This window comes from Providencia sp. PROV174 (assembly GCF_028480685.1).
Lineage (GTDB): Bacteria > Pseudomonadota > Gammaproteobacteria > Enterobacterales > Enterobacteriaceae > Providencia > Providencia rettgeri.
Window position 1 is genome coordinate 420,150 of record NZ_JAMPOT010000007.1, and the last position, 26,021, is coordinate 446,170.

26 protein-coding genes, 1 pseudogene and 1 riboswitch are annotated in these 26,021 nt (G+C 38.7%); of the genes and pseudogenes, 13 read left to right on the plus strand and 14 right to left on the minus strand.

Annotation, left to right across the window (positions count from 1 at the left end):
* Nucleotides 1–13 precede the first annotated feature (13 nt).
* Nucleotides 14–1,108 carry a porin gene (locus PSE60_RS05635; RefSeq protein WP_272664781.1) on the minus strand — a complete coding sequence of 365 codons (1,095 nt, stop codon included), beginning with the start codon at nt 1,106–1,108 and terminating at the stop codon, nt 14–16.
* Nucleotides 1,109–1,475: 367 nt separating this feature from the next.
* Between PSE60_RS05635 and alr the strand changes: the two genes are divergently transcribed.
* Both alr and PSE60_RS05645 read left to right on the plus strand, forming a co-directional pair.
* Nucleotides 1,476–2,705, plus strand: a complete 1,230-nt coding sequence (gene alr / locus PSE60_RS05640) for an alanine racemase (protein ID WP_272664782.1) — start codon at nt 1,476–1,478, stop codon at nt 2,703–2,705.
* A gap of 218 nt (nt 2,706–2,923) precedes the next feature.
* A complete protein-coding gene (locus PSE60_RS05645; RefSeq protein ID WP_272664783.1) occupies nt 2,924–3,661 on the plus strand; it encodes a phosphatase in 738 nt (245 codons plus the stop codon).
* Between the two features lie 69 nt (nt 3,662–3,730).
* Here the strand turns inward: PSE60_RS05645 and PSE60_RS05650 are convergent, their stop codons facing one another.
* Nucleotides 3,731–4,201 (minus strand): GNAT family N-acetyltransferase, encoded by a 471-nt coding sequence (locus PSE60_RS05650; RefSeq protein ID WP_272664784.1) that lies wholly within the window; start codon nt 4,199–4,201, stop codon nt 3,731–3,733.
* Nucleotides 4,202–4,334: 133 nt separating this feature from the next.
* On the opposite strand from PSE60_RS05650, the gene rlmA reads away from it, so the two are divergent.
* Nucleotides 4,335–5,159, plus strand: coding sequence for a 23S rRNA (guanine(745)-N(1))-methyltransferase (gene rlmA / locus PSE60_RS05655; RefSeq protein WP_272664785.1), 825 nt, complete (start codon nt 4,335–4,337; stop codon nt 5,157–5,159).
* Between the two features lie 31 nt (nt 5,160–5,190).
* Here rlmA and mntP read toward each other — a convergent pair whose 3' ends face one another.
* The 8 genes from mntP to pabB form a co-directional block, all read right to left on the minus strand.
* The gene (mntP, locus tag PSE60_RS05660; RefSeq protein ID WP_004911288.1) at nt 5,191–5,772 is read right to left on the minus strand and encodes a manganese efflux pump MntP; all 582 of its coding nucleotides are present in this window, start codon (nt 5,770–5,772) and stop codon (nt 5,191–5,193) included.
* Between the two features lie 46 nt (nt 5,773–5,818).
* Nucleotides 5,819–5,963: riboswitch (yybP-ykoY riboswitch) on the minus strand.
* Between the two features lie 151 nt (nt 5,964–6,114).
* On the minus strand, nt 6,115–6,573 hold the full coding sequence (locus PSE60_RS05665; protein ID WP_004911283.1) for a DUF986 family protein: 459 nt from the start codon (nt 6,571–6,573) through the stop codon (nt 6,115–6,117).
* 89 nt (nt 6,574–6,662) lie between these two features.
* Nucleotides 6,663–7,514 carry a PTS mannose transporter subunit IID gene (locus tag PSE60_RS05670; protein WP_102138691.1) on the minus strand — a complete coding sequence of 284 codons (852 nt, stop codon included), beginning with the start codon at nt 7,512–7,514 and terminating at the stop codon, nt 6,663–6,665.
* A 12-nt stretch (nt 7,515–7,526) separates the two neighbouring features.
* Entirely contained in the window at nt 7,527–8,330 is an 804-nt protein-coding gene (locus PSE60_RS05675) for a PTS mannose/fructose/sorbose transporter subunit IIC (protein WP_004253851.1), read from the minus strand.
* An 80-nt stretch (nt 8,331–8,410) separates the two neighbouring features.
* Nucleotides 8,411–9,379 carry a PTS mannose transporter subunit IIAB gene (gene manX / locus PSE60_RS05680; RefSeq protein WP_272664786.1) on the minus strand — a complete coding sequence of 323 codons (969 nt, stop codon included), beginning with the start codon at nt 9,377–9,379 and terminating at the stop codon, nt 8,411–8,413.
* A 674-nt stretch (nt 9,380–10,053) separates the two neighbouring features.
* On the minus strand, nt 10,054–11,418 hold the full coding sequence (locus PSE60_RS05685) for an L-serine ammonia-lyase (RefSeq protein ID WP_210840165.1): 1,365 nt from the start codon (nt 11,416–11,418) through the stop codon (nt 10,054–10,056).
* 280 nt (nt 11,419–11,698) lie between these two features.
* Nucleotides 11,699–12,259 carry a CoA pyrophosphatase gene (locus PSE60_RS05690; protein WP_272664787.1) on the minus strand — a complete coding sequence of 187 codons (561 nt, stop codon included), beginning with the start codon at nt 12,257–12,259 and terminating at the stop codon, nt 11,699–11,701.
* Complete coding sequence (pabB, locus tag PSE60_RS05695) at nt 12,252–13,622, minus strand: aminodeoxychorismate synthase component 1 (RefSeq protein ID WP_272664788.1); 1,371 nt, start codon at nt 13,620–13,622, stop codon at nt 12,252–12,254. Before pabB ends, PSE60_RS05690 begins: the two co-directional genes overlap by 8 nt.
* A gap of 124 nt (nt 13,623–13,746) precedes the next feature.
* On the opposite strand from pabB, the gene PSE60_RS05700 reads away from it, so the two are divergent.
* Nucleotides 13,747–13,926: a YoaH family protein gene (locus PSE60_RS05700; RefSeq protein ID WP_004911263.1), complete on the plus strand. Its 180-nt coding sequence runs from the start codon at nt 13,747–13,749 to the stop codon at nt 13,924–13,926.
* A gap of 180 nt (nt 13,927–14,106) precedes the next feature.
* Nucleotides 14,107–14,472: a protein YebF gene (gene yebF, locus PSE60_RS05705; protein ID WP_210840169.1), complete on the plus strand. Its 366-nt coding sequence runs from the start codon at nt 14,107–14,109 to the stop codon at nt 14,470–14,472.
* Nucleotides 14,473–14,548: 76 nt separating this feature from the next.
* On the opposite strand, the gene PSE60_RS05710 is transcribed toward yebF, so the two are convergent.
* Nucleotides 14,549–14,779, minus strand: a complete 231-nt coding sequence (locus PSE60_RS05710) for a DNA polymerase III subunit theta (RefSeq protein ID WP_004253885.1) — start codon at nt 14,777–14,779, stop codon at nt 14,549–14,551.
* 290 nt (nt 14,780–15,069) lie between these two features.
* Here PSE60_RS05710 and ftnA point away from each other — a divergent pair, with 290 nt between their 5' ends.
* The 4 genes from ftnA to PSE60_RS05730 all read left to right on the plus strand — a co-directional run bounded on the left by ftnA (nt 15,070) and on the right by PSE60_RS05730 (nt 17,508).
* A complete protein-coding gene (gene ftnA / locus PSE60_RS05715) occupies nt 15,070–15,573 on the plus strand; it encodes a non-heme ferritin (protein WP_210838350.1) in 504 nt (167 codons plus the stop codon).
* Between the two features lie 238 nt (nt 15,574–15,811).
* Nucleotides 15,812–16,198 (plus strand): copper homeostasis periplasmic binding protein CopC, encoded by a 387-nt coding sequence (gene copC / locus PSE60_RS05720; RefSeq protein ID WP_272664789.1) that lies wholly within the window; start codon nt 15,812–15,814, stop codon nt 16,196–16,198.
* Nucleotide 16,199: 1 nt separating this feature from the next.
* Complete coding sequence (copD, locus tag PSE60_RS05725; RefSeq protein WP_272664790.1) at nt 16,200–17,096, plus strand: copper homeostasis membrane protein CopD; 897 nt, start codon at nt 16,200–16,202, stop codon at nt 17,094–17,096.
* Nucleotides 17,097–17,160: 64 nt separating this feature from the next.
* The gene (locus PSE60_RS05730) at nt 17,161–17,508 is read left to right on the plus strand and encodes a YebY family protein (protein WP_210838344.1); all 348 of its coding nucleotides are present in this window, start codon (nt 17,161–17,163) and stop codon (nt 17,506–17,508) included.
* Between the two features lie 422 nt (nt 17,509–17,930).
* Here PSE60_RS05730 and PSE60_RS05735 read toward each other — a convergent pair whose 3' ends face one another.
* From PSE60_RS05735 to yebS, 3 genes are all read right to left on the minus strand, one after another.
* Nucleotides 17,931–18,164 (minus strand): DUF1480 family protein, encoded by a 234-nt coding sequence (locus PSE60_RS05735; RefSeq protein WP_004253902.1) that lies wholly within the window; start codon nt 18,162–18,164, stop codon nt 17,931–17,933.
* Nucleotides 18,165–18,311: 147 nt separating this feature from the next.
* Nucleotides 18,312–20,651, minus strand: a complete 2,340-nt coding sequence (locus PSE60_RS05740) for a PqiB family protein (protein WP_210838342.1) — start codon at nt 20,649–20,651, stop codon at nt 18,312–18,314.
* Nucleotides 20,626–21,852 (minus strand): membrane integrity lipid transport subunit YebS, encoded by a 1,227-nt coding sequence (gene yebS / locus PSE60_RS05745; protein WP_272664791.1) that lies wholly within the window; start codon nt 21,850–21,852, stop codon nt 20,626–20,628. The genes PSE60_RS05740 and yebS overlap by 26 nt, the downstream gene beginning before the upstream one ends.
* Nucleotides 21,853–21,984: 132 nt before the next feature.
* Between yebS and PSE60_RS05750 the strand changes: the two genes are divergently transcribed.
* The 4 genes and pseudogenes from PSE60_RS05750 to PSE60_RS05765 form a co-directional block, all read left to right on the plus strand.
* The gene (locus tag PSE60_RS05750) at nt 21,985–22,467 is read left to right on the plus strand and encodes a GAF domain-containing protein (RefSeq protein WP_004911236.1); all 483 of its coding nucleotides are present in this window, start codon (nt 21,985–21,987) and stop codon (nt 22,465–22,467) included.
* A gap of 110 nt (nt 22,468–22,577) precedes the next feature.
* Nucleotides 22,578–23,267 (plus strand): RNA chaperone ProQ, encoded by a 690-nt coding sequence (gene proQ, locus PSE60_RS05755; RefSeq protein ID WP_004911233.1) that lies wholly within the window; start codon nt 22,578–22,580, stop codon nt 23,265–23,267.
* A 19-nt stretch (nt 23,268–23,286) separates the two neighbouring features.
* A complete protein-coding gene (gene prc, locus PSE60_RS05760; protein WP_272664792.1) occupies nt 23,287–25,329 on the plus strand; it encodes a carboxy terminal-processing peptidase in 2,043 nt (680 codons plus the stop codon).
* Nucleotides 25,330–25,612: 283 nt separating this feature from the next.
* Nucleotides 25,613–26,021: pseudogene (locus tag PSE60_RS05765) on the plus strand (cell envelope biogenesis protein TolA); the annotation flags it as partial.

Genomic DNA, 26,021 nt, shown 5'->3' on the forward strand with positions numbered 1-26,021 from the left:
AGGGGGGATAATATTAGAATTGATATACTAACCCTAAGCCAAGCACGTTATCGGTATTCACTTTGTAATGGTCAGTAAAATCGTTATCGTTTAACAAGTTGATTTTATAATCGATAACAGCGCTCAGATTTTTATTAAAGTCATAAGCTGAGCCGATGGCGATATAATTCACTAATTCTTTATCCCCAAAGCTACCTAAGTTTTTACCTTTGGAATAGTTATAGCCAATTGATGGAGTTAGACCGAAGTCAAAAGAATACAGGGTAACCACTTCAAGGTTCTGAGTTTTATTTGCTATTGACTCCATATCATCATTACCAAAACGACTCATATTAAGCGTTTGGCCATACATGACGGCGAGATAGAGGTCTTCGTATTCAAATTTCCCCCCTACGTTCCATGCTTCGGCGCGTTTACCTGTCGCACTACTGGTTGCGGCATCTTTTTGTTTTGGTGTGCGGGAAGATGAGGAGTAACCACCGCCAAGGGAAATGCCATAACCTAGCTCATAAGCGGTCGATAACCCAAAACCATCACCGTTATCGGTTAATTCATCTCCGGATGATAGATTTTTTTCACCATTTTTACCCTGATATTGTAGTGCGAAGGTTAAACCGTCAATGTAACCAAAAGCATTATTATTGCGATAAGTGAGTAAATTGCGGTTACGGCTTAACATGTAATTATCTTCTTGATCCATCGTATCCGCTCCCCAGAGTGGTAATACGTCTGTCCAAGCATTGGTATCATAAATAACACCATAATTACGGCCATAATCAAGAGAGCCGTAATCTGCAAATTTTAAGCCTGCATAAGCTAAACGATTGCTATTTTCTTCAGTTGATTCCGATTGGTTAGTTTTCGTTTCCCATTCAAAACGCCCAAAGCCAATCAGCTGGTCGGTGATTTGCGAATCACCTTTTAGCCCAAGTCTGACACGTGAGTCGTCACCATCTTCGCCACTACGGCTTTTGGCAATATGATGGCGGACATCAATTTGTCCGTATACATCAAGTTTATTACCATCTTTATTGTACATTTCAGCGGAGTTAGCAACGTTGGCAGTAAGTAGTGTTGGAATAATGAGTGCGAGTAATTTGTACTTCATAACATAGCCTTATGGATTGAGTGATATTTAGTAAAAATTCCTAATTGATAGTTATTATCATTTAAGCATATTAATTCGCCAAATAAAAAGTGTAACAAAAGTAAATATTAGTGAAATTATTGCTATAACCTATTAAATAATAAAAATAATTTGATTTACGATGATTTCAACCAAATGTTTTATTTCTAAAGAAGAAAAATCAACTTGAAAAAGGTTTTTTTGTTTTTTTATGCAAAATAAGTGAATTATTACTTGTTTGAGGTATGAAGGTTGGTATTATTTAAAACCGATACATATTTTGTCTATTTCAACCCAGAATTATAAAAATAATGTCTTGGTAAAAATCACTAGAGATAAGGAACAACACGTGGCTTTTCGTTTGAAGTATCTGGCATTACTCCCTTTACTGGTTGCTGCAACAGCTTGTCAGCAGCCTAATAATATCACAACACCAGTAGAAACATATGCGACACAAAACCAACCGGTGGTGGTTAATAATGCATGGATTGAAATATCTCGCAGTGCATTAGATTTTAATATTAAGAAAGTACAAAACCTACTAGGAGATAAATCTTCGTTGTGTGCCGTTTTGAAAGGAGATGCGTATGGGCATGATCTTTCTTTAGTTACGCCAATAATGATTGAAAATAATGTGCAATGTATTGGGGTAACAAATAATCAAGAGCTTAAGACCGTGAGAGATTTAGGTTTTAAAGGCCGCTTAATGCGAGTGAGAAGTGCGACAGAGCAAGAAATGGCTCAAGCCACACAATATGAAACGGAAGAGTTGATCGGTAATTTAGAAATGGCGCAGCGCTTGAATGCGATTGCGAAAAAGCAAAATAAAGTGATTCCTATTCATCTGGCGCTGAACTCAGCCGGGATGTCGCGCAACGGCTTAGAGGTGAGTACACTTGCTGGTCTTAATGATGCTAAGCTGATTTCGCAATTACCTCAGTTAAAAATCGTCGGCATTATGTCTCATTACCCAGAAGAGGATGAAGCACAGATCCGTAATGACCTCAAAAAATTCAAGAAAGAATCTCAACAAGTATTGAATATGACAGGGTTAAAGCGTGAAGACATTACATTACATGTCGCGAATACTTATGCAACCATTACGGTACCAGAATCATGGTTGGATATGGTACGTGTGGGTGGCATTTTCTACGGCGATACTGTCGCGACAAATGACTATAAACGCGTGATGATGCTGAAATCGAACATTGCCTCTGTCAATCATTATCCGAAAGGTAATACAGTGGGTTATGACAGAACCTATACCTTGAAGCGTGATTCTGTATTAGCCAATATCCCTGTAGGTTATGCAGATGGCTATCGCCGTGTATTTAGCAATGCGGGACACGCATTAATTAATGGCCAAACAGTACCTGTTTTAGGAAAAACATCAATGAATACAGTCATGGTTGATGTTACTGATTTAAAAAATGTTAGCCCAGGAGATGAGGTTGTATTTTTTGGCAAACAAGGTAATGCTGAAATTACAGCCGAAGAGGTTGAAGACATCAGCGGTGCGTTATTTACTGAAATGTCAATTTTGTGGGGAGCGACCAATAAACGAATCTTAGTTGATTAAGTTAATTTTTAATTCTGTTTATTTTAACCCGCAATAATTGCGGGTTTTTTTATCCTGAAAGTCTCTTAGGATATTATCTAATATATTGCAATATGTTGATAAAATGCTGTTTAGGTGAATGACTATCGAAACTTTTAAATTGATATGTTAGCTTGGTTGAATCTTTCCTGAGCAGGTAGGCTCGGAAGGTAAGTAGAAAAATTAGAAGGATATCATTTATGTATCAAGTTGATTTACATGCGCATACTATTGCCAGCACCCATGCTTACAGTACAGTTAGTGAGTATTTCGCTGAGGCCGCAAGCCGTGGTGTCAAACTATTTGCGATTACCGACCACGGGCCTGAAATGCAAGATGCTCCACATGAGTGGCATTTTGGTAATATGCCTATCTTGCCGAGAATTGTTGATGGGGTTGGTTTATTGTACGGTATTGAAGCGAATATAAAGAACAAGTTGGGTGAGACAGACTGCAATGAAAAGATCGCTCGTCATTTAGATATTATATTAGCGGGTTTCCATGAGCCAGTTCTTGAACCTCAAAGCTTAGCGGATAACACGGAAGCAATGATTGCCACCATTCGTAGTAGTAAGGTGCAAATCATCACTCATCCAGGGAATCCCAAATACCCAATTGATATCAAGGCTGTGGCACAAGCTGCGAAAGAGTGTAATGTTGCTTTGGAAATGAATAACTCTTCATTCCTACATTCAAGAGCGGGTAGTCAACAGAATTGCTTAGAAATCGCTAAGGCAGTTAAAGAAACTGGCGGGTGGGTTGCATTAGGTTCAGACTCACATTTTTCCGGATATCTCGGCCGTTTTGATCGCGTAGTTGACATGTTGGAATCAATTGATTTTCCACAATCACAAATTTTAAATGTTTCTCCACGTCGTGTATTGGACTTTTTAGAGTCACATGGACGTAAAGCTATCCCTGAATTTGCTGATTTTTAAATCGTAATATACATAGTTTATAAAGCCACAAACAATTTAGTGGCTTTCAACTTATAGGTAAATTGTAATTTATAATTCAATTTCCATTTGAATGCAATTTAAGTGGGTTTGTGCGAGTGAAGAATAGTAACTGCTATGTTTAATCGAGGTAAACCCATGTTTTTGGTAAAATCGTTCCGCATTAGGCGATGAATCTAACATTAGTTTTTTGATATTTCTTTTTTTTGCTTCCATTTTAATGGCATCTAATATTAACCCTGCGGCTCCACAACCTGTGTATTGTGGTAAAGTAAATATTGCATCAACACTGTTCGTATCTAAATTAAGGAAGCCAGTTGCAACGGGTTTATTATTTTCATTTGTCACAACAAAGAATGGATTATATTTTACCATGTATGTATAGCTTGGTGGCATTTCATCCGGCGTCCATGCTGCGATGGTTTTTGCATCAAAACTGGTCGTACAGCCATGGCGAATGGCTTGGTTACGTATAGACCAAAGAAGTTCGGCTTCATCGGGGGTTGCTAACCTAATTTTCATCGTGAGACACCCGCTAATGTTTTTTGATTACTTTCATAGAACAAAAAATACAGTTAAAAAGCAAGATATATAACAGAAAGAAAACTAATTTGAATATGGTATACTCACCTTTATTTTTAAATCAGTGACTGCTATGAATTATCAATGTCCTCTCTGTTTTACACCACTAAATCTTGCCAATAACAGTTATCGTTGCACAGAAAACCATCAGTTCGATTGTGCAAAAGAAGGTTATGTTAACTTGTTACCTGTACAACATAAACGTTCTAAAGACCCCGGTGATAATGCTGAAATGATGCAAGCGCGTAGGCAATTTCTTGATGCAGGGCATTACCACCCTATGCGTGAAAAGGTAGTAGAAAAACTCATTCAGTTTATTCCATCATCTTGTACTAACCTGTTGGATATTGGGTGCGGAGAAGGGTATTACACAGACTATTTTTCACGAGAACTTGCAAAACATTTTGAAAAATATACAGTTTTAGGTCTAGATGTTTCGAAGGCAGCGATTCGTTATGCGGCGAAACGCTATAAATCCGTTCGTTTTTGCGTTGGTACAAGTCACCGCTTACCATTTTCAGATAACAGCTTGGGTGGAATTATACGAATTTACGCACCCTGCAAGGCACAAGAGTTAAGTCGTGTATTGGTTTCTAAAGGTATGTTAATAACCGTTACGCCTGCGGCGGAACATCTGCAAGAATTAAAAGCGTTAATCTACGATGAGGTTAAGTTGCACCCAGCGAAAGATGAAGATCTGCCAAATTTTTCGTTAATAGATAGTTGCCAACTAAATTATAGGATGGTGCTGACTGGGCAAGAAGCTTATGAATTATTGATGATGACACCATTTGCTTGGCGTGCATCAGAACAGGTTAAAGGTGATTTACACAAAGCTGAGGTGAAAGAGTATACAGCTGATTTTTTAATTCGTGTTTATCAATCTAATGCAGAGTAGAGCTATTGCCCCCATATAGGGGGCATAAAAACTAATGGGCATACATAAATAATTCAAGGTGCTCAAATAAGATATTAAAACCAATACCTATTAGTACCAATCCACCGATAATTTCTGCTTTTTTTCCGAGTAATGGGCCGACATAACGGCCAATCATCATACCGATAGTGGCCATGATCATTGTCATTAAGCCGATAGTCATTGCAGTATGAACGATATCCACTTGTAAGAATGCTAAGCCTAAGCCAATGGCCATCGCATCAAGGCTGGTGGCTATTGCAGAAAAAATCAGGCTTGTTGAGCTATGACTAGAAGGTTTAGAACAGCATTCTTCATCTTTTGTTTTAATGCTCTGCCAGATCATTCTAGCACCTAAAACAAATAATAAACCAAATGCAATCCAATGATCCCAGCGGATAACATATTGACTGGCTAAAATACCGATGCCCCAACCAATAATGGGTGTAATGGCTTCAATAAAACCAAAAATAAAACCAGTACGGAGAATTTCTCTAAAGCGGGGTTTATGAAGCACTGCACCTTTACAAATAGCAACAGCGAAGGCGTCCATTGATAGGGCAAGGGCTAAGATAAGGGTAGCATAGAAACTCATAACAGAACCTCGGTTGGGTGATTCCATATACACATAAATTACCCCCAACCAAAAGGCTTATTTATGTGTCTATGGTCTTGCCAACCGAATTTTGGTGTCCGCACCACGTTTGAAACCAAACGAGTATGTTGATACGGACTTTCTGGTATTATATATGAAACCAGAACAGGCTACTCCCCAATGACGTGGAAAGAAAGATACCATAAATTATATTAAAGGCAACACTTAATTAATTGTGGATATTAAACGGTAGTGAGAATTATTATCAATAAGGTTATTGATAAAAACAAGGCTAATTAAATTAATAATTAACCTTGTTTTTAGTGATAATATAAAATCTATTTACTTATGATTAATAAGGAATTCATAAATTCTTTGTAAATCATCAAGATGTGAAACTTGTATGTTAATTTTCTTTTTTTCTAAGCCTATTATTAATACACCATCTTCAGATAAATTCATTGTTTTTATTCTGTCATATAAAATAAAGGCATTGGCAAAATAAAAACCAGTTTGTTTAAAGAATAGCTTTGGTGTTCTTATAAATGCCAAATAAATTGACATGAAAATAGTAATCAATAATAAGTAAGTGGTTAATAAATTACCATGGCGTACAATATTTGTATAAATAACGATACAAATTAGAACAATAAAAATAATAGCATCTGCTCGATGTTTTCTTTTTAGATTAATTTTTAATAAGGTTTTACCCTTTAACAAATGCTGAATGAATTCATCATAAATCGCATAAACAAGCATGATCAAAATGATTATAGCAAGAATGGCATCATTGAAGGTCATTTGTGAGCCCTTGGATAAGTAAACATAATGCAGAGCTTAAAATTAAAAAAGGGAGGCTGCAACCTCCCAATTCAAATAATGGTGGAAAATTATGGCGCTAGGAAGTTCAGCCAAGCACCAAGGATACCCAAGCCAAAGAAGCCGATAATAATCCACAATGCGTTAACTTTACGACGCAACAACCACATGCAGGCGAAGGTTAGCAATAGGGGGACTAAGCCTGGCATGAGTTGATCAAGGATCATTTGGACAGTGGTAATGTCTTCAGTGCCCGTTGTTGGGTTTTTGATCCGTGAAACTTCAAGTGGAATATTGACATGTGTCCATTTGTTTACCAATGCCCCCATGACAAACAAACCGAGAATGGATGCTCCTTCGGTGAGCTTTTGTAGGAAACCGCCACCAATGTCTTGAACAATATCAATCCCTTTTTTGTAGCCATATGAAACACCATAGTAAAGGGTTAATAAACGTACAAGGTTAAACAAAACAAAGAACAGTAGAGGGCCAAGTAAGCTACCCGTCATTGCGATACCTGCACCGAGAGCCGCAAATACAGGGCGAACTGTTCCCCAGAAAATTGGGTCTCCAACACCGGCTAATGGCCCCATTAGACCGACTTTGATACCATTTATTGCACCGTCATCAATGTCTGCACCATTGGCACGTTGCTCTTCCATTGCCATTGTGACACCCAGAACAGGCGCTGCAACATATGGATGGGTATTGAAGAATTCAAGATGGCGTTTAATTGCTTGTTTTCTGTCATCATTATTTTCTGGATAAAGACGACGAATAACCGGAACCATTGAATAGCAGAAGCCTAGGGCTTGCATACGTTCAAAGTTCCAAGAACCTTGCAATAGGTTAGACCGTAAGAATACGCCGCGAATATCGCTTTGTGTAAGCTTTTTAGCTGTCGGTTTTGTGATATCTACCATTATACGTTCCTCCTAGTCTAGCTCATTATCAAGGTTGTTATTGCTACTATTTCCTTGGGTAACAACAGTTTGCGATTTATTGTATTTTGGACTGAGTTGGATATATAAGATAGCCATCACAGTACCGATTACCCCAAGTGCAACTAGGTTGAAATCAGTAAATGCCGCGGTAACAAAACCTAAGTAGAAGAATGGCATTAAGTAGCCTGCGCGCATCATATTGATAACCATCGCATAACCGACAACGACAATCATACCACCCGCAATATTAAGGCCGTCAGTGACAACTTGTGGGATAGAGTCCAACATTTGTTGTACTTCGGATGTACCAACCGAAATGGCAACAATCAACGCGGGTATTGCGATACGCATCGCTTGCAGTAGTAATGCAGATATATGAATAAAGCCAATAGCCGTTAAATTGCCATTGAGGGCGGCTTTATCGGCAGCATGTTGGAATGCAACTGTCACTGTACGAACGATAATGGTTAATACTTGACCTGCAGCTGCGAGTGGGATAGCAATGGCAATACCTGCACCAATACTTTGACCACCAGCAATGACGAGGATAGTTGAAATAATAGAGGCTAAAGCGGCATCAGGTGCAACAGCAGCACCGATATTCATCCATCCAAGTGCGATCATTTCTAATGTACCACCAATGATGATACCCGTTTTCATGTCTCCCAGAACGATACCTATAAGTGTACAAGCAATGAGGGGACGGTGAAATTGGAATTCATCAAGGATTGATCCCATCCCCGCGATACACGCGACGATAAAGACCATTACTATTTGAACAACGGTAAGTTCCATTGTTTAATCTCCTGTAACCAAAAGTTTTAAAATCTGTTTTGAGTAATGGATTAAAATCAATATAAAAATTGCGATAGAAATTATTTTTTGAGCTTATTAATCAAGTCCATCATGTAAACTTTGCTATCTGATGAAACTTTCCTGACTTCAAGTTCAATATTTTTGTCGTTCAAATAGTTAAATGCATCAATGTCTTCTTGATTGATAGAGACGGCATTTGTGACCATGGTTTTTCCGTCATGGTATGCCATGCCTCCAATATTCACAGATTTCACATCAACGCCTTCTTCGACGATACGTTTAACATCAGTTGGGTTAGTGAAAAGCAACATAACACGCTCACCGGCATATTTCGGGTTGTTATAAACGCGAATACATTTAGCAACATCGACAACATGCGCGGTGACACCTGGTGGTGCGACTTGTTTTAGCAATGTTGACCGAACGTGGTCTTTAGCCACGTCATCACTGACCACAATAATGCGCTTAACTTGGGTTTCTTTCGTCCAGCGTGTTGCGACTTGTCCGTGAATTAATCTGTCATCAATACGAGCAAGTGCGATCACCATATGTTCACCGGGGCCAGCTTTCACTGGTGCTGGGGCAGGAGTACTGGGTACTACAGGAGCGGGTTCTACTTCTGCTTCAGCTTCTTTGAATTTAAATGAACGAACACCCCCGCGTCCGGTTTCAAGTGCGACAGTGATTAGCTCATTCATAGATGGATCATCATCACGGCACATAAAGGTTTCAACTAACATTGGAACATTCACGCCTGTAATAATGTCATAATTACTATTTTCATTAACAATGCGACTAGCGGCGTTAAATGGACTACCTCCCCATGTATCAACAAGGAATAAGACACCCTTTGATGTATCTAAATCAGTTAGCTTTTGGGTGTACTTATCAAATAGGGTGTCTGCGTTTTCCCCAGGGATAAAGTCAATAAACGAAACGTTCTCTTGCTCGCCTATTAACATCTCGGTGGTTCGAAGAAGCTGCTCTGCGGCGACTCCGTGTGTACCAATCATAATAGCTATACTCACTATTTTTCCCTCATAGATAGATAAAACAAAATATCATCTGTTGATAAAATGGACACTTAAGTTAGACTCCTTTTTATCAGTTTCCCCTGTAAGATAATTTTAGCTGAATAATTACAAACGTCTCATAATATTCATGAGCTAACTCATGGTGTTGTTAGTATCAATTACATTATTAGCATATCATCTCGTATTATCCTAAAAACTTGTTTCGCGTCAGAAAAATAAGAATACACCTAAAAAATGATATTAAATCGCAGTTAGTTGCTGTTTATTTTTATTTAAAAAAATCAATAAACTAAATATTTATCTTTTATTGGCTTATTATTTTGTTATCGGTAACAAAAGCAGCCCGAAAAATAGTGTGATATTGATTTTTAGAGTATAAAATAACCAAATTTCAATGGGGAACAGTTATCTTTCAGTCATGTCAAAACAGTCTTTAGCACAAAATAGTATAAATTTTGTTTTGATATAGTTTGCTGAGCATAAGAAAATTGAGTTAATTCAATGAAAAAACTGTGGATGATTGATTAGTTGAATTGGACTATATGGGAAGAGAAGCATAGCAAAAATAGAAAAAACTTTTTAATGCATGCTAAAAAAGCACCCTCAAAATCCTGTTTAAAGTGATAACAGAATAGAAAAGGGTGCTTAAGGATTAAATGCTAATAAAATTAGTCACATTGTACTTTGATGGCTAACCCGCCTCGGGATGTCTCACGATATTTTGCATTCATGTCTTTCCCTGTTTCGTACATAGTTTCAATGACTTTATCAAGTGAAACTCGTGGTTCGCTTGTTCTGCGTAGAGCCATACGTGTGGCATTCACCGCTTTAACAGATGCGATGGCATTTCGTTCAATGCAAGGAACTTGAACTTGGCCAGCAACAGGGTCACAAGTTAAACCTAAATTGTGCTCCATGCCGATTTCAGCAGCAATACACACTTGCTCAGGGCTACCACCGAATAATTCGGCCAGGCCAGCCGCGGCCATCGAACATGCCACACCGACTTCACCTTGGCAGCCAACTTCAGCACCTGAAATGGACGCATTCATTTTGTATAAAATACCAATAGCGCCCGAAGCTAAGAAATAGCGCATATATAACTCAGGCGTTACAGGTTCTATACAATGGTTATAGTAAGCTAATACGGCAGGTACGATACCACATGCACCATTAGTCGGGGCTGTCACAACACGGCCGCCCGCAGCATTTTCCTCATTTACGGCTAAGGCATACATATTGATCAGGTCAACGACATTCATTGGGTCATTAGATAGCTTACTTGATGAGGTCACCATTCGGTTAAGTGCAGGTGCACGACGAGGTACACGTAATGGGCCCGGCAAAACGCCTTCGGTGCTTAAACCACGCTCGATACAGGCTTGCATGGTATGCCATACATCAGCAAAATAGGCTTCAATTTCTTCTTTGGTATGAAGATCTAACTCGTTTTTCATCATTAAGCTAGAAATAGAAAGACCGGATTTTTTGCAATTTAATAGTAGCTCTTCCGCGGAATTAAATGGATAAGAGACTGGTTTGCTATCAAGAGTTGATTCGCCAAAATGCTCTGCATCGACAATGAAACCACCACCAATGGAATAATAGGTTTTGGTGTAAATTTCATCATTATCGGCAAAAGCATGAATAGTCATGCCATTTTCATGTAATGGCAGATTATCTTGACGAAAATTCATGCCACCCTCATTAGGGAAGTCAACGACCTGAAGGCCATTTGCTAATGATAACTTTTCTGTTTCTTCTACATTCTTGATAAAAGTTGGGATGGATTCAATGTCAACAGTGGCAGGCAAATTACCTGCTAGCCCCATAATAATGGCGATATCAGTATGGTGCCCTTTTCCAGTAAGCGATAATGACCCATAAACATCCACTGAAATACGAGTGACGTTAGGTAATAAATTTTTGCTTACTAAATCATCGACAAATTCTTTCCCAGCTTTCATTGGACCAACGGTATGAGAGCTTGAAGGGCCTATGCCCACTTTAAACATGTCGAAAACGCTTATCACGCAGGACTCCTTAAAAAAAAGATGAAAATGTAGTGCATTATTTTAAAAGGCGCTACTTTACTGTTATTTAGTAGTGTTAACCAGTAAGTTTAAAGTATTTTTTGAAATAAGGTAGTTGCTGAAGGGTAATTGATTGTAAATAGCACAAAATGTCTGTGATATGGCTAAAAAAGCAACATGTGGTAGAGGTATATTTTGTCATATATGACGCGATATCTTGTCATCTTAAATAGATTTTACTGCAATAGTGGTATTATATGGTGAAAAGTTGTGTTAGCCCCTAATCTAACTGCAAGGCAAGTTGGTGAATAATCGAAGCGGTTAATCCCCAAACTAAATGGCCTTTATACCAATAAAAAAAGATGCGGTTATGCCGCCCTGAACGCTTAATATCGACATACTTATGATGTTGGAGTGAAAGCGCATCAAACAAGGGAACTTCAAAGATAGCAGCGACTTCACTAGGATTAGCCTGATATTGAATATTATTTGGTACTAACCCAACAATTGGCGTAACTTCATAACCACCATAACTTTGTAAGGGGCTTAATTGGCCCAGAACAGTGACTTTTTCCGGTGGGATGGCGACTTCTTCATAAGCTTCACGCAAAGCGGTATTCACAAGCGTTCCATCCTCTGGGTCACTAGCCCCTCCTGGAAAGGCTACTTGGCCAGCATGGGAGCGTAAAAAAGGGGACCTTTGTGTGAGCAGTAATGTTGGGTTTGGTTTATTGATAATCGGTAAAAGAACAGCCGCCGATTTACCCGCCTTAGCCTCAAATTGGCGGGTAGCCGGTAAAGTAAACTGAAAACGATTGATAAAGTTATTCAGTTCAGTCATCGTTATTGAGCGCTCCTAATAAAGGTAAGATCAGGCTTAATTTATCAAAGGTTTCTTGATACTCTTTGTCTGCTTGGCTATCTGCAACAATACCACCACCAGCCCAACAATAAACCTGTTTTTTATATGTCAATAAAGTACGAATAGTAATATTGCTATCCATATTGCCATTGAAACTAATATAGCCTATTGCTCCACAATAGCCATGTCGGCGATGGGGTTCTAATTCTTCAATTATCTCCATTGCACGCACTTTCGGTGCACCGGTTATTGACCCGCCAGGAAAACACGCTCGTAATAAATCAGTTGCACGGTATTGGCTATCTAACTTTGCCGTGACGGTACTAACCAGATGATGTACTGCCGGGAAAGCTTCAACAGCAAATAATTCAGGAACACTGACCGTACCCGGTTTGGCGACGCGGCCAATATCATTACGTAGCAAGTCGACAATCATTAAGTTCTCTGCGCGATCTTTTACTGAATTAGACAATTTTGCTGCTTGAGCAAGGTCATCTTGTTCATTGTCTAAGCGCGGAAGCGTTCCTTTTATTGGACGGGTTTGAATATCTCCATCTTGCAAAAAGATAAAACGTTCAGGTGAAATACTGATAACCGTATTTTCGGGAAGACGTATAAAAGAAGAGAAGGGAGCACCATTGCGATCAAGTAGTGCTAAAAATGCATTCCATTCATCTCCTTTATACTTGGCTTTAAATCTTTGCGCTAAATTGATTTGGTAGCAATCACCATTACGTAAATATTCATGGATGCGCGCAATATTATGATGATATACCTCTTCTGACATATTGGATTGCCATGCAGAGGTTAATTGGAATTTGTTTTTACGTGGCCTTTTTTGGTTGTTTAGCCAAGCTAACCGAGCATCAACATCATCATAACTAATTAATGTAGTGGTTTTATCATGATGATCAACAATGAGAGCCCACAAGTAGATGCCAACTGCCATGTCTGGGAATTGTAGCTCTGTGGTCGAAATTTCAGGTAATTTTTCAATGCGTCGCCCTAAATCGTAACTCCAAAGGCCAAGGGCCCCCCCGTTGAAAGGGCACTCACTATCTTCCTGGCGTTTCGGTTGGTATTTATCAAGCAATCCTTGAAGGAGTTCAAAAGGGTCTGACTCAGAAACGAGAGCAGCATGATTTTGCTCTGTAATCGTTGTTTTAAGCTGATAAGTCGTCAGTGTGGCAATCGGGTCAGCAACGATAATATCAAAGCGATTATGTGAGTGTTTTGCATTACCTGAATGCAGTAACATCGCCCATGGCTGGTGTGCTAGTGGGGTAAAATAATCAATGGCTGCGTTAGGGCTATAAGGTAATTGGATTTTTTTGATAACCATAATGATGAGTCTAAATTTCCGCAAGTGAATCAATACAGATTAACATATATTCTTATCTTAATAGGCGAAGAGATGTTAAAATCTTAATCATTGATTTTAGTCTTTTATTCATGAGGTTTAAACCATGTTTTCTGGTATGCCAGCACTTAATCACGAAGAACAGCAAGAAGCTGTTGAAAAAATTCATCAATTGATGGCGGAAGGTATGAGTAGTGGTGAGGCGATTGCAATAGTCGCTCATGAAATTAGAGAAAAGCACCAAGGTAAAGAGCAGATCCACGTCCGTTTCGATGATGAAAATTAATAATTTATAAACATACTATTAACATTCATACATAAATCTGATAGATTAATATTAGTTAAGTCATTCTATTTATCAATGAAGACTAGATAATAACCAGAAGATAACTGGTATCTGATAGGCTGAAATAAGCCGCTAAACTAATCAAAAATCTTTACCTAGTAATGGGTATCGGAGGATGGTATGGAAGCGAATCGAAAAATTGCTGTAATTTTAGGTGCTTGTGCTCTGGTTTTTAGCTCTTTTGCATTAAGCGCAAATAATGAAGAAGGTAAAGCTGCGCCTTTCGTCAGCTGTGGTACGTTAACTGAGCCACAAATTGCAGCACAGGTGAAAAGTGACTTTATGCATAATCGTTTGCCTCGCTGGGCAGATGAAAAAGCGGCTTTAGGCAAAAAAGCGGTTGCTTGGGTCAATGATAGTGAAGTCACTAAAACTGAAACAGGTTACACCGTGCCGCTGGTTGTTCGAGGTGCAAAATCTGATTTGCATTATTCAGTCGCGGTAGACTGCCAAAATAATACCGTGACATATAATACAACAAAATAAAATTTTTATTGAATATCAAGGGGTAACCATAAAGGCTATCCCTTTTTTGTATCAGTTTTTCTGTGTATCCGTGAGCCTAGCGATTACGTGGTTCATAAGGCATACGAGCAAAATTTTGTGACAGCTGACGGTAGTATACTAATCGCTCTCTGAAGTATTCCCTTAAGTGTTCAGGTTGTTCTCGCTCAACAGCTTCAGCAATGATGGCAATGTTATAGCGCTCTTTAAATGCAACACCGGAAGCCAAAAGGTCGACATTGACCTTATCCATTTCATCTTTAGGCAATAAAGCAAGGTTGTGACTCATATTTGATCTCTACGGTTAAATTAATACCTTATTATTGTAACTGGATAATGAGAAAAAATCTCATTACATTAATTGTAATAATAAAAATAAGAGTTAAATTTATCTATTTATATATTTAGCTATTAATAGAAAAACAGGGAAAGATAATGAGATTGATTATTATTGTTTTTAACAAAAGTTATTAATTATCAGTAAATTGGATTTTTTTGTTTTAAGATTGTTTTAGGGTTTTAATTATTTTAATACTGTGCATAATATACGCATGAATGATTAACCGATAAGGCTTAAATATGTTAACTACAGATATGGTCAAAAAATTAAACGAGCAATTAAATCTTGAGTTTTATTCTGCAAATCTCTATTTGCAAATGAGTGCTTGGTGTAGTGATAAAGGCTATGAAGGCGCTGCAGCGTTCTTAAAAGCACACTCACAAGAAGAAATGGAACATATGCAGCGTTTATTTGATTATCTTAGTGACACAGGGGCGTTGCCACTGTTAGGGCAAATTGCTGCGCCGCCCGTTGATTTCAAATCAATTAGTGATGTATTCACCCAAACTTATGAACATGAGCAATTAATTACTCGTGAAATTAATAAATTGGCTCATTTAGCAATGACAACACAAGATTATTCTACATTTAATTTCTTACAATGGTATGTTGCAGAGCAACATGAAGAAGAGAAATTATTTAAATCAGTACTGGATAAACTGGATATGGTGGGTGAGTCTGGTAAAGCACTATTCTTGTTAGATAAAGATTTGAAAAACTTGTCAGCAGCAACACATATCTGATTTATCCACCAATAGGTAGATAGAAATCGAGTTTTTATCTCTACTTGATGCATAAAGATCTCTCTAGACTTATGGGCATGAATTCTGTAATTCAATGTTCATAAGTCTTTTTCTTTTCATTTTGTGTGAAAACTCACAGGACAGGCCAATAAAACCCATTTTTAAGCGGTAAAATGGTTTGTTTTCCGTATAATGATTGGCAATTATTCTAAATTCACCTGCAAATTAAGAGGTTACTATGCCAATTAACCCTATTAAATCTTCATGGCGCAAACTTAGTGCTGTCGCTGTTCTATTTTTAGGAATGTCTTTCCAACAAGCATTTGCCCATGCTCATTTAAAAGACCAGCTTCCTGCTGAAGGTACGGCAGTGGAGCAAGCGCCAGAGTCTATCTCATTAAGCTTTTCTGAAGGTATTGAAGTTAATTTCACTAAGGTCAGTATTATCGGGCCTGAAAATAAAATAGTGAAAACTGGTAAAGCAACATTAGACCCAAATAACGACACAAAAGTGATCGTTCCTGTGGAAGACAAGCTCATTGCTGGGAAGTATGATGTTAATTGGAGCGTCGTTTCTGTCGACGGGCACAAAACAAAAGGAACGTATAGCTTTACAGTGAAATAATATGTCACTAGAAGCTTTTTATACCCTTATTCGCTTTATTCATTTTATCGCTGCAATATTGATGTGTGGAATGTCAATATTTGCAGTGGTACTTAGTCGTGGCTCATTTAATTATTTACTAAGCCGCTATTTGAATAAAGGCATTTTCTTTTGTGCCATCGTTACTGTGCTAACAACTTTTAGCTGGATGATTGCGCAAGCAGGTCTGATGGGTGATGGCTGGGAAGATAGTATTGATTGGCAGATATGGCAAGGGGTTTTAGGGACGTCATTCGGCCAAATATGGCGTTGGGAACTTTTGTCATCTGTATTATTGCTATTGGTTTTATTTATAAAATCAATTCAATTACGATTGAAACTAATATTAGTTTTTTCAGTAATCCTACTTGGTTTGCATGCTTTTATTGGGCACGCAGCTATGCATGATGGCCTACTCGGAACGTTCCATCGTATTAATCAATTTATTCATCTCATTAGCTCCGCCTATTGGTTTGGCGGTTTGTGGCCATTTTTAATTTGCATCCAATTTTTACGCAATAAAAAAGAATTGGCAGAAGGGATGGACAAACAAATTGTGAATACCATGATGCGTTTTTCGCGTTTCGGCCATATCGCTGTTGCACTGGTGATCATTACTGGGGTCATTAGTGCCATAACACTCTTACCTGGCTGGCCATTAAACTATTCAGGGTCAGAATACCAATCACTACTTTGGTTTAAGATCATTTTAGTGGGAGGAATGCTTTTATTAGCTATTATCAATCGTTATTACATCGTACCTATTATTAAGCAAAAAGGGCGAGTCAATTACCTAATCATTAACAGTTGGGTTGAGTTACTGTTAGGTACGATGGCGATTCTTTCTGTGGCAATTTTTGCAAGCTACCAGCCAATCTAGCTAAACTTTTATATTTAATTGATAATATGCAAAGATATCTTCAATGTCTAATAAGGTCACTACCATGAAATTTAAACTCATTATTTGCTCACTATTATTGGGTGGAACCGTGAGTACCGCTTTTTCTGCGCCGTTAACATCTGTGAGTAAAAAACAATTTGGTGATGATTGGCCATTTACTCGAGAGGAAGTCATGCTAGAGTGCCGCCATAATGGGGCTTTGGTCGTCATTAACCCTGCCACGCTAATGCAATATCCATTAAATGACATAGCGACTGAATTGATGATTAAAAAAGAAATTAAAGCACAGCCTATTGATGTGCTGCTTAAGCCTACCGACAGCACCAAAGCAGTTGAGGAAAGAATATTGCCTATAAAAGAAGCTGCTGCAAAATTGTGTGCGAGCAATTAAGTTCATCGCTCAGTTAAAATTATCAACCAAGAAGGGAAGTGGAAAACAAAAAATTATTGTTATTATTCAATGTATTGATTAATTGAAAGGTTTGAATGATTGCATGAATAGGTATAACCTATTAAACAAATAGTTCAATATTAGAAAATTAAGAAATAAATTGTGTTAATAATATGTAAAATATTTGATAATAAACATGGTAAGAACGTGCATTGAAAGCTAGTATTAGAGTGTACTTTGTTACGTCTCAATGGCAATTTTAGCGCACGGCTCTGCCAGAGCCATTTCCCAAGGCCCGGTAATCGGAATCTACCAGGCCTCTTTTTTTGCCTATTATTTTGTCAGTTCTCATTTCATATCAGCTTATCGGTTCCTACCTATTTATATGCTTAGCTAATAACCTAAGCATACTACTAAAACTATTAAGCAAGTTTCATCACCCAATGGTGATTTTCTTTGTCATAACGATCACGGTAGAGTAGCACCGGTTTTTCATCTAAAGTTGCGGGGATACTTGTATGCTCGTCCCAGCCATCAAGTTGCATGCAAAAGTCTGTATCAGAATCACATGGAATACTTACTGTATCGCTTTTATGGGAAGCCATAACCGCATCATTAATTTCATAGGAAGATATTTTCAATTTTACAATACACATAACAGCACCTCATTCATCGATTTTAACCATATATAATCAGCTCAACGAATTTAAGCATAGTATAAATGGAATTAATTTCCAAAATATTTTTTAAGGCACTTGTGAGGGAAGGGTGCTATATATGGTTAATATGCACCCTAATAGTGATTATTTTTTCGGGATAGATGTTCCCCAGTCCACGTAATCTTTAGGGGACTCCAATTTTAGGATGAAATGCTGTTCAGGCTTAGCTTGTGGGGCTAGAGGTACTGACGGTGGCGTTGCGAGGGAAATACCGCCGCGCACAAATTGTTTGAAAGTCCCACTTTTGGCAACGCCTCCTGTTAAGCCAAATGAAAAATTAAAACCAGAAGATTGCCAAAACTCAGTATTATTACGAATGAGATATTGGTATTCCTTACCAATACGTGTCGCAACATATACGCGATCGGAAAGCTCTCCCAAATAGAGACCTGTAACAACACCGACTTCTAGACCTCTAAACAAAATAGGTGTACCAATTTGAATGGCACCTACATCACTCGCATCAAGGTAAATAGTTAAACCGTCTAGATAACGTGAGTCTGTAATATTGGCAGTTTGTAATTCAAATTGATAACGGTTTTTACTGTTGCGCCCCGGTTCAGCACTGATGTAAGGCTGTAATATACTATCTAAATTATTTAAACCCGCAGGGGATAGTTCAGGTGTTACCACAGCGAAACGACTTCCTAACCGGGTAAAGGTACTGACATACTCAGGATATAGAATTGCTTTAGCTTGTACTTCACGTTTGTCAGATGACAATTTTAATGATTCAATTTGGCCAATATTAATACCTAAATAACGGATTGGCATACCTTCGGAAAGCTTTGATGCATCAAATGTGGTTAGCGTAATAATGCTTCCTATTGCCTTCGCCGAGGTTTCATTTGGGTAAAGTGTGTGTTGTCGAGCAGTATTGGCAACGCCACCATCTAAGTTATCAAAGCTAATTGCACCGCTAATCGCTCGGCTCAGCGGTGCAGCTTGAACGGTTAAACCATTACTATTGAGCTGAACTTTTGCGCCGCCTTCAGCCCAAAATACACTATTTTCTGTGAGCAAATGAAGATATTCATTTGAGATATTTACATTGATAGCAAACCCAGCTTTAGTTGGTTTAATGTCAATGATTTTGCCGACTGCAAATTGGCGATAAAGAACAATAGAACCCGCCTGAATGTCTGGTAGTGTCGTGGTATTTAGGGTGATAGTTGTAGGGGGTAAAGCGCCTAAAATACCGGCTTTTGCATTATCATCACTACGATATAAAGGAAAGGTTTCGGGAAGTTTATCTTGGCTTTGTCCAGCTATCAGATGAATCCCGCCATCTAACCATTCTTGGGGGGTAGCGCCTTGGAATTGTAATCCATTAAGGCCTAATTGGATATCTACTCGGCTATTCGCAACAAATTTACTGTCTTCACGAACAAGGTGCTGGAACTCATCATAGATTAGGATACTAAAATTCACTTTTTCAGTTGCTAGGTGACGCTGTAACACTTCGCCAACTTGAATGCCTTTATAAACAATGGGTTGTCCTTTGTCGACACCATAGGTTTCATGTGCCCAAAGTGTTAGCATGAAGGGCTCTTTGCCGTCTTGTTCTGCAGTTTTGGCTATTTTTTTACTATCTTGCAGAACAAATTGTTGTCCTTCTTCCGCTTGAGGACTACTTTGTGGTGAGTCAAAAGCAATGGCGCCATTTATCACAGCAGAAAGGCTTTCCATTTTTACACTCGCTCCAGATTTAAGGTCGAAGCTACCTTGTAACCCAGATACATTCCAAAACTGACTCTCTTTGCGTACTAAGTTAGCATACGGTTTTTTGACAACAGCAGAGATAGAAACACCTTGGTTATCTGGCAAAACGGTATAGTCTGAAATATAACCAACAGGTACTTTCCGGTAATAAATCGGAGAGTTTTCGTTTAACGAACCTAAATCTGGCGCAGTAAGGTGAATAAGTAATTCACCTTTATCTATGTTTAGCTGCGGTGGTGTATCCTGTGCAACAAAAGAGAATTGCTCTGTTCCCGTGCTTGGTAACATTCCAATGTAGTTCCCACCAACTAACGCATCAAGACCAGAAACGCCTGCTAATGATGCTTTAGGGGTCACTAACCAAAATTTAGTCCCTGAATTCAAGGCTGGCCGCATGTCTTTATTCACACTAGCGGTAACAATAATGGTTTTCATGTTTTTACTGATAGCAACAGATTGCACTAAACCGACTTCAACACCCTGATAGCGGATAGGTGTTCGGTTGGCAACTACTCCGGGTGCAGATGTAAACTCAATAGTAATATCCGTTCCTCGTTCAACCCAATGCTGAAACAAAAGCCAACCGGCAATGAAAATAGCAACTAAAGGCAATAACCAGAAAGGCGAAATTTGTTTGCGCTTACGTAATATAGCTTCTGATATTTCTTCAGAGGGTTCATTTTGCGGGTTTTGATTTTCCATAAGAATCCCAAATTAAACGGCTATCTAACCACTCAACAGCCAAAATTGTTAAAATAACGGCTGTACCAAAATACAGTGCGGCAGGCCCCATAGTAAAAGACATCAGTTGGTCGCGATTAACGAGTGTCATCATCAAAGCAATGACAAATAAATCTAGCATGGACCAACGACCAATCCATGAAACAAACCTAAGTAATTTCATACGTAAAATAGGGTCAGTATTGCTTTTGAAATGGATAGAAAACAGTAGCAATATCATAATAATAATCTTAATAAAGGGCACCAATATACTGGCAATGAAGACAATGACTGCAATTGGCCAGTTACCTGAATCAATTAAAGAAACGACTCCAGAGTAAATGGTGTCCTCTAAACGCTGCCCATTGAGATAAAAAATAGAGATTGGCATTAAATTAGCAGGAAATAATAGCACCATGGCAGCAATTAGTGCGGCCCATGTTTTTTGTAAACTGTGCGGTTCGCGATAGTGAAGGGGACGATAACAGCGTTGGCATTTTCCATTGCTAGTTGCAGGGCCGCAATAATGACAAGCTGTACAGACCAGTAAGTTATCTTGTCCTTTTTTATTATTAATGGGATAAAATTTGTTCCATAACTCATCTACGTTTATGTGAATGAGGATTAATATACTGAGAATAGACATGGTGATAAAAGCGATTAAACCATGACCAATGAAAACACTCGCATAATCTTGCATTTTAATCGCAGCAATACCTAGCGCGATGAGGTAAACATCTAACATAACCCATTCTTTGATGTGACTTAATACTAAAAGAACAGGTCGGAGATTCAAATTGATATGCTGACCAATAGATAATAATAAAATCAAAATGGGTAATAATAATGGGGCTGCAATAGCACAAAAAGCCACTATACTGGCCGTAAATGGGTCCCCTTGTTGATTAATTAAGTGAATACCTTCAATGACGTTTGCATTGATTTGGCTTCCTAATAAGTGAATAGAAATGAGTGGTTGCCAAAATGCAATAGGGGCAAGCATCAATAAGGTGATAGCCAGTATTGATAAACGGTTGAGTGACCAAGAACGCCCATCATTAAGTTGACTAAAACAACGAGGGCAAACAACAACTTGCCGTATGTTGAATCGAGGCGTTAGTAACTTCTGATCGCAATGATTACAACGTTGAAAAAGCAAATCAGTGTGATTAATGTGGTTCATATTGACTCATTTTAGGTGGTTACCTCGATGTAATCTAGTGTAAAAAAATTTACCTCAAAGTGACAAATTGGTAACCTTAGGGCTACTCTTACAAATATTTGATTAATTGCTTGATTATTACAAGAAATAATTATGGATAAAAAGAAGTATTATCACGAACTTTCAGACAATCTCTCTGCGCTACTTGCAGGGGAATATGATTTAATTGCAACCTTAGCAAATACCAGTGCATTATTATATGACTGTTTAGAAGGGGTTAATTGGGCTGGTTTTTATCTCAGTAATGGGCAAGAATTAGTACTGGGTCCTTTCCAAGGTAAAGTTGCGTGTGTTCGGATCCCTTTTGGTAAAGGCGTGTGTGGAACAGCGTTTAGTAATAACCAAGTTCAGCGTATCGAAGATGTTCATGCATTCCCAGGTCATATTGCCTGTGATGCAGCAAGTAACGCTGAAATTGTCTTTCCTTTGGTAGTTAATGGGCAAATTATCGGGGTTTTAGATATAGATAGCCCAAATATTAGCCAATTCGACCATGAAGACGAAAAAGGGCTACAACACCTTGTAAACCAGTTGTGTCAACACCTGGCAATGTGTTCTATGCCTAAATATCACTAAATAATGGTCAGTTAAATTAATAGTAACGTGGCAATTGTCAGCAACACGATTATAATGTCGGCTTGTTCATGCCCGTGAGGTTGGCAAAATCGTTGTTATCAGGAAATTTCATGGAAAATCAACCTAAGTTGAATAGTAGTAAAGAAGTTATCGCATTTCTAGCAGAGCGTTTTCCTCGCTGTTTTATCGCTGAAGGCGAAGCACGTCCGTTAAAAGTCGGAATTTTTCAAGATATCGTAGGGTGCTTAAAAGAAGAAGATGGTATTAGCAAAACGCAATTGCGTTCTGCATTGCGCATGTACACTTCTAGCTGGCGTTATCTCTACGGTGTTAAAGAGGGCGCTAAACGCGTTGACCTAAACGGTGAAGATTGTGGTGAATTAGATGCAGAACATATTGCTCATGCGCGCCAACAATTAGCCGAAGCGAAAGCTCGCGTTCAAGCACAACGTGCTGAACAAAAAGCGCAAAAACGTCCAGTTGCACAAAAAACGGGTGATAAAACACCACGTACACAAGACGCAACTAAGCAAAAAGCGCCTCGCCGCCGTCCAACAGACAATAAAGAACGCTCGCAAAATACATCAGCTAAAGCCCCTCGCCGTAATACACCTGCACCAGAGCAAAATCTGAAATCAGTGACTGACATCAACACACTCCAAATTGGTCAAACTTTGAAAGTCAAAGTTGGTACTAGTGTGATGGACGCCTCTGTTTTAGAAATTGCGAAAGATGGTGTTAGGGTTCAATTGCCAACAGGGCTGGCAATGATTGTACGCGCGGAACACTTAAAGTTCTGATACGGAGGTCAATCAGGTCATGAACAAACTTCTTAAAATTGCATTGGTGGTCAGTCTAGCGACCTTTGGCAGTGCAATAGCTAATACTCAAGCAGTGACTCCGGTCACTGCGGCTCAGTTACCGGTCTTAAAGCAGAGTGCACAGCACGGTACGGTGAGTGAGAGAGTGACATCTCGGTTCACTCGTTCACATTACCGCCAATTTGATTTAGACAATGCGTTTTCTGAGAAAATATTTGATCGTTATCTTAATATGTTAGATTTCGGCCATAATGTTTTACTTCAATCCGATATTGACCAATATGCCAAAGATAAAGGCAAAGCAGGTCAGTGGCTTGAGGATGGCAAATTAGATACGTTCTATGACCTGTATAACCTGTCTCAGGAAAGACGTTTCGAACGTTTTAAATATGCATTGGCTCGTTTAGAGCAACCTATCGATTTAAATGCGACGGATTCTATTGAAGTTGATCGTTCTAAATCACCGTGGCCTAAAGATAAGCAAGAACTTGATCGTCTATGGGACCAAAAAGTCCGTTATGACTGGTTGAATTTAAAACTATCAGGCAAAGATGATAAAGAAATCAAAGAAAAATTGACGAAACGTTATAATTTTGCATTGCGACGTTTAACGCAAGCGCAAAGTGAAGATGTTTTTCAATTGATAGTTAACTCTTTTGCTCGTGAAATCGATCCACACACAAGTTATCTATCGCCTCGTAATACTGAACAATTCAATTCAGAAATGAGCTTATCATTAGAAGGAATTGGTGCGGTCTTACAGCAAGATGATGAAAATACGGTTATCAATTCGTTGGTTGCTGGGGGCCCAGCAGCTAAAAGCAAAGAGCTAAAAGTCGGCGATAAAATTATCGGTGTAGGCCAAACGGGTAAACCTATTGTTGATGTAGTTGGTTGGCGACTTGATGATGTGGTTGCTTTAATTAAAGGCCCGAAAGGAAGTAAAGTTCGGTTGGAAGTCGTTTCTGATACTAAAGGGGCGAAACCTCATATAGTCACCATAGTTCGGGAGCAGATCCGGCTAGAAGACCGAGCTGTCAAGTTGACAATCAAACAGCAAGGTAAAGATAAAGTTGCTGTTTTAGATATTCCTGGTTTTTACGTTGGTTTAACGAATGATGTTAAAACTCAATTGCAAAACATGGCAAAAGATAATGTTTCCGCATTGATTATTGATTTACGTGGTAATGGTGGTGGGGCATTAACTGAGGCGGTCTCCTTATCTGGCTTGTTCATTCCACAAGGGCCAATAGTTCAAGTTCGTGATAACAATGGCCAAGTTCGTCAAGATATCGATGATGACGACGTTATTTATTATAAAGGCCCTCTCGTTGTTTTAGTCGACCGTTTTAGTGCATCTGCATCTGAAATTTTTGCTGCGGCAATGCAAGATTATGGCAGGGCGATGATTGTTGGTGAGCCGACCTTTGGTAAGGGAACTGTTCAGCAACACCGTAGTTTGAGTCGTGTTTACGACCAAATGCTGAAGCCTGAATGGCCTTCCTTAGGTTCTGTTCAGTATACTATTCAGAAGTTTTATCGGGTTAATGGTGGTAGTACACAACGTGAAGGGGTAACCCCTGATGTAGTCATGCCAACAGGTCAAGATCCCGCTGAAACGGGTGAAAGCTTCGAGGATAACGCATTGCCATGGGATAGCATTCCACCGGCAAAATATACGCCTGCTGGTGATGTTTCTTCTGATTTATCGTCAATAAAAACGCAGCATTTGGCGCGTATTAGCAAAGACCCTGAATTCAATTATATTGATGAAGATATTGCTCGCTATAAAGTAAACAAAGAGAGTAAGAATCTTATTTCGCTCAACTATGCTGAGCGTCAAAAAGAAGATTCTGAAATTGAAGCGACAAAACTGAAACGTATAAACGAACGTAATACTCGGGAAGGCAAACCGCTATTGAAATCAATTGATGATTTGCCAAAAGATTATGAGGGGCCAGACCCATATCTTGATGAAACGGTGAAAATGGCGATCGACTTAGCGAATCAGCACACTAAGCTATTATCAAATAATAAATAATATTTCTCTTATTATTTGTCAGGTTAAGCCAGCGCAAGCTGGCTTAATTTTTGTGTCTTTTCAATACAACCTAAATACATACAGCAAAACAGAAACTGAATAGTAACTTATTGTTAATTTTGTTTTTTTTAGCAAGTATCCCCTAGGTAGATGCAGTTTTATGCTGTGTTTACTTTATTTTTAAAATGACTGACTGAAATTAATAATTAACTATAGGTTTCTTTACCTTTACTTAATTTATCCTAAACTTTTGGTATAGATTCCTTAGCAACGAGGCAATACCATGCGTAAATTATTTGTAGGATTAATAGCAGTGAGTGTAATGATGGTTGCATCTATTAACACAGCGAATGCAAGAAACTACCCTTGTTCTGGAAGTAAAGGGGGAATTGATCGCTGTGAAGGTGGTAAATTTATTTGTAATGATGGTTCTACGAGTCGCTCAGAGCAAGTGTGTACTATTGAACTAAAAAATGATATCAACAGCAAAGCGAAAGCCGCTGGTGCTGTGATTGGTGCTGGTGTTGCCAAGCAACCAAGTAAACCGTCTGTATCTGATTCAATAAAAAGTACGAGTGATAAAGCCGACAAGGCCAGTGACAAAGCATCTGGCACTGCTAAAACAGTAAAAGAAAAGGCCTCTAAAACTGCGGATAAAGACGTTAAAGAGGTGAAAGATAAAGCGACTAAAG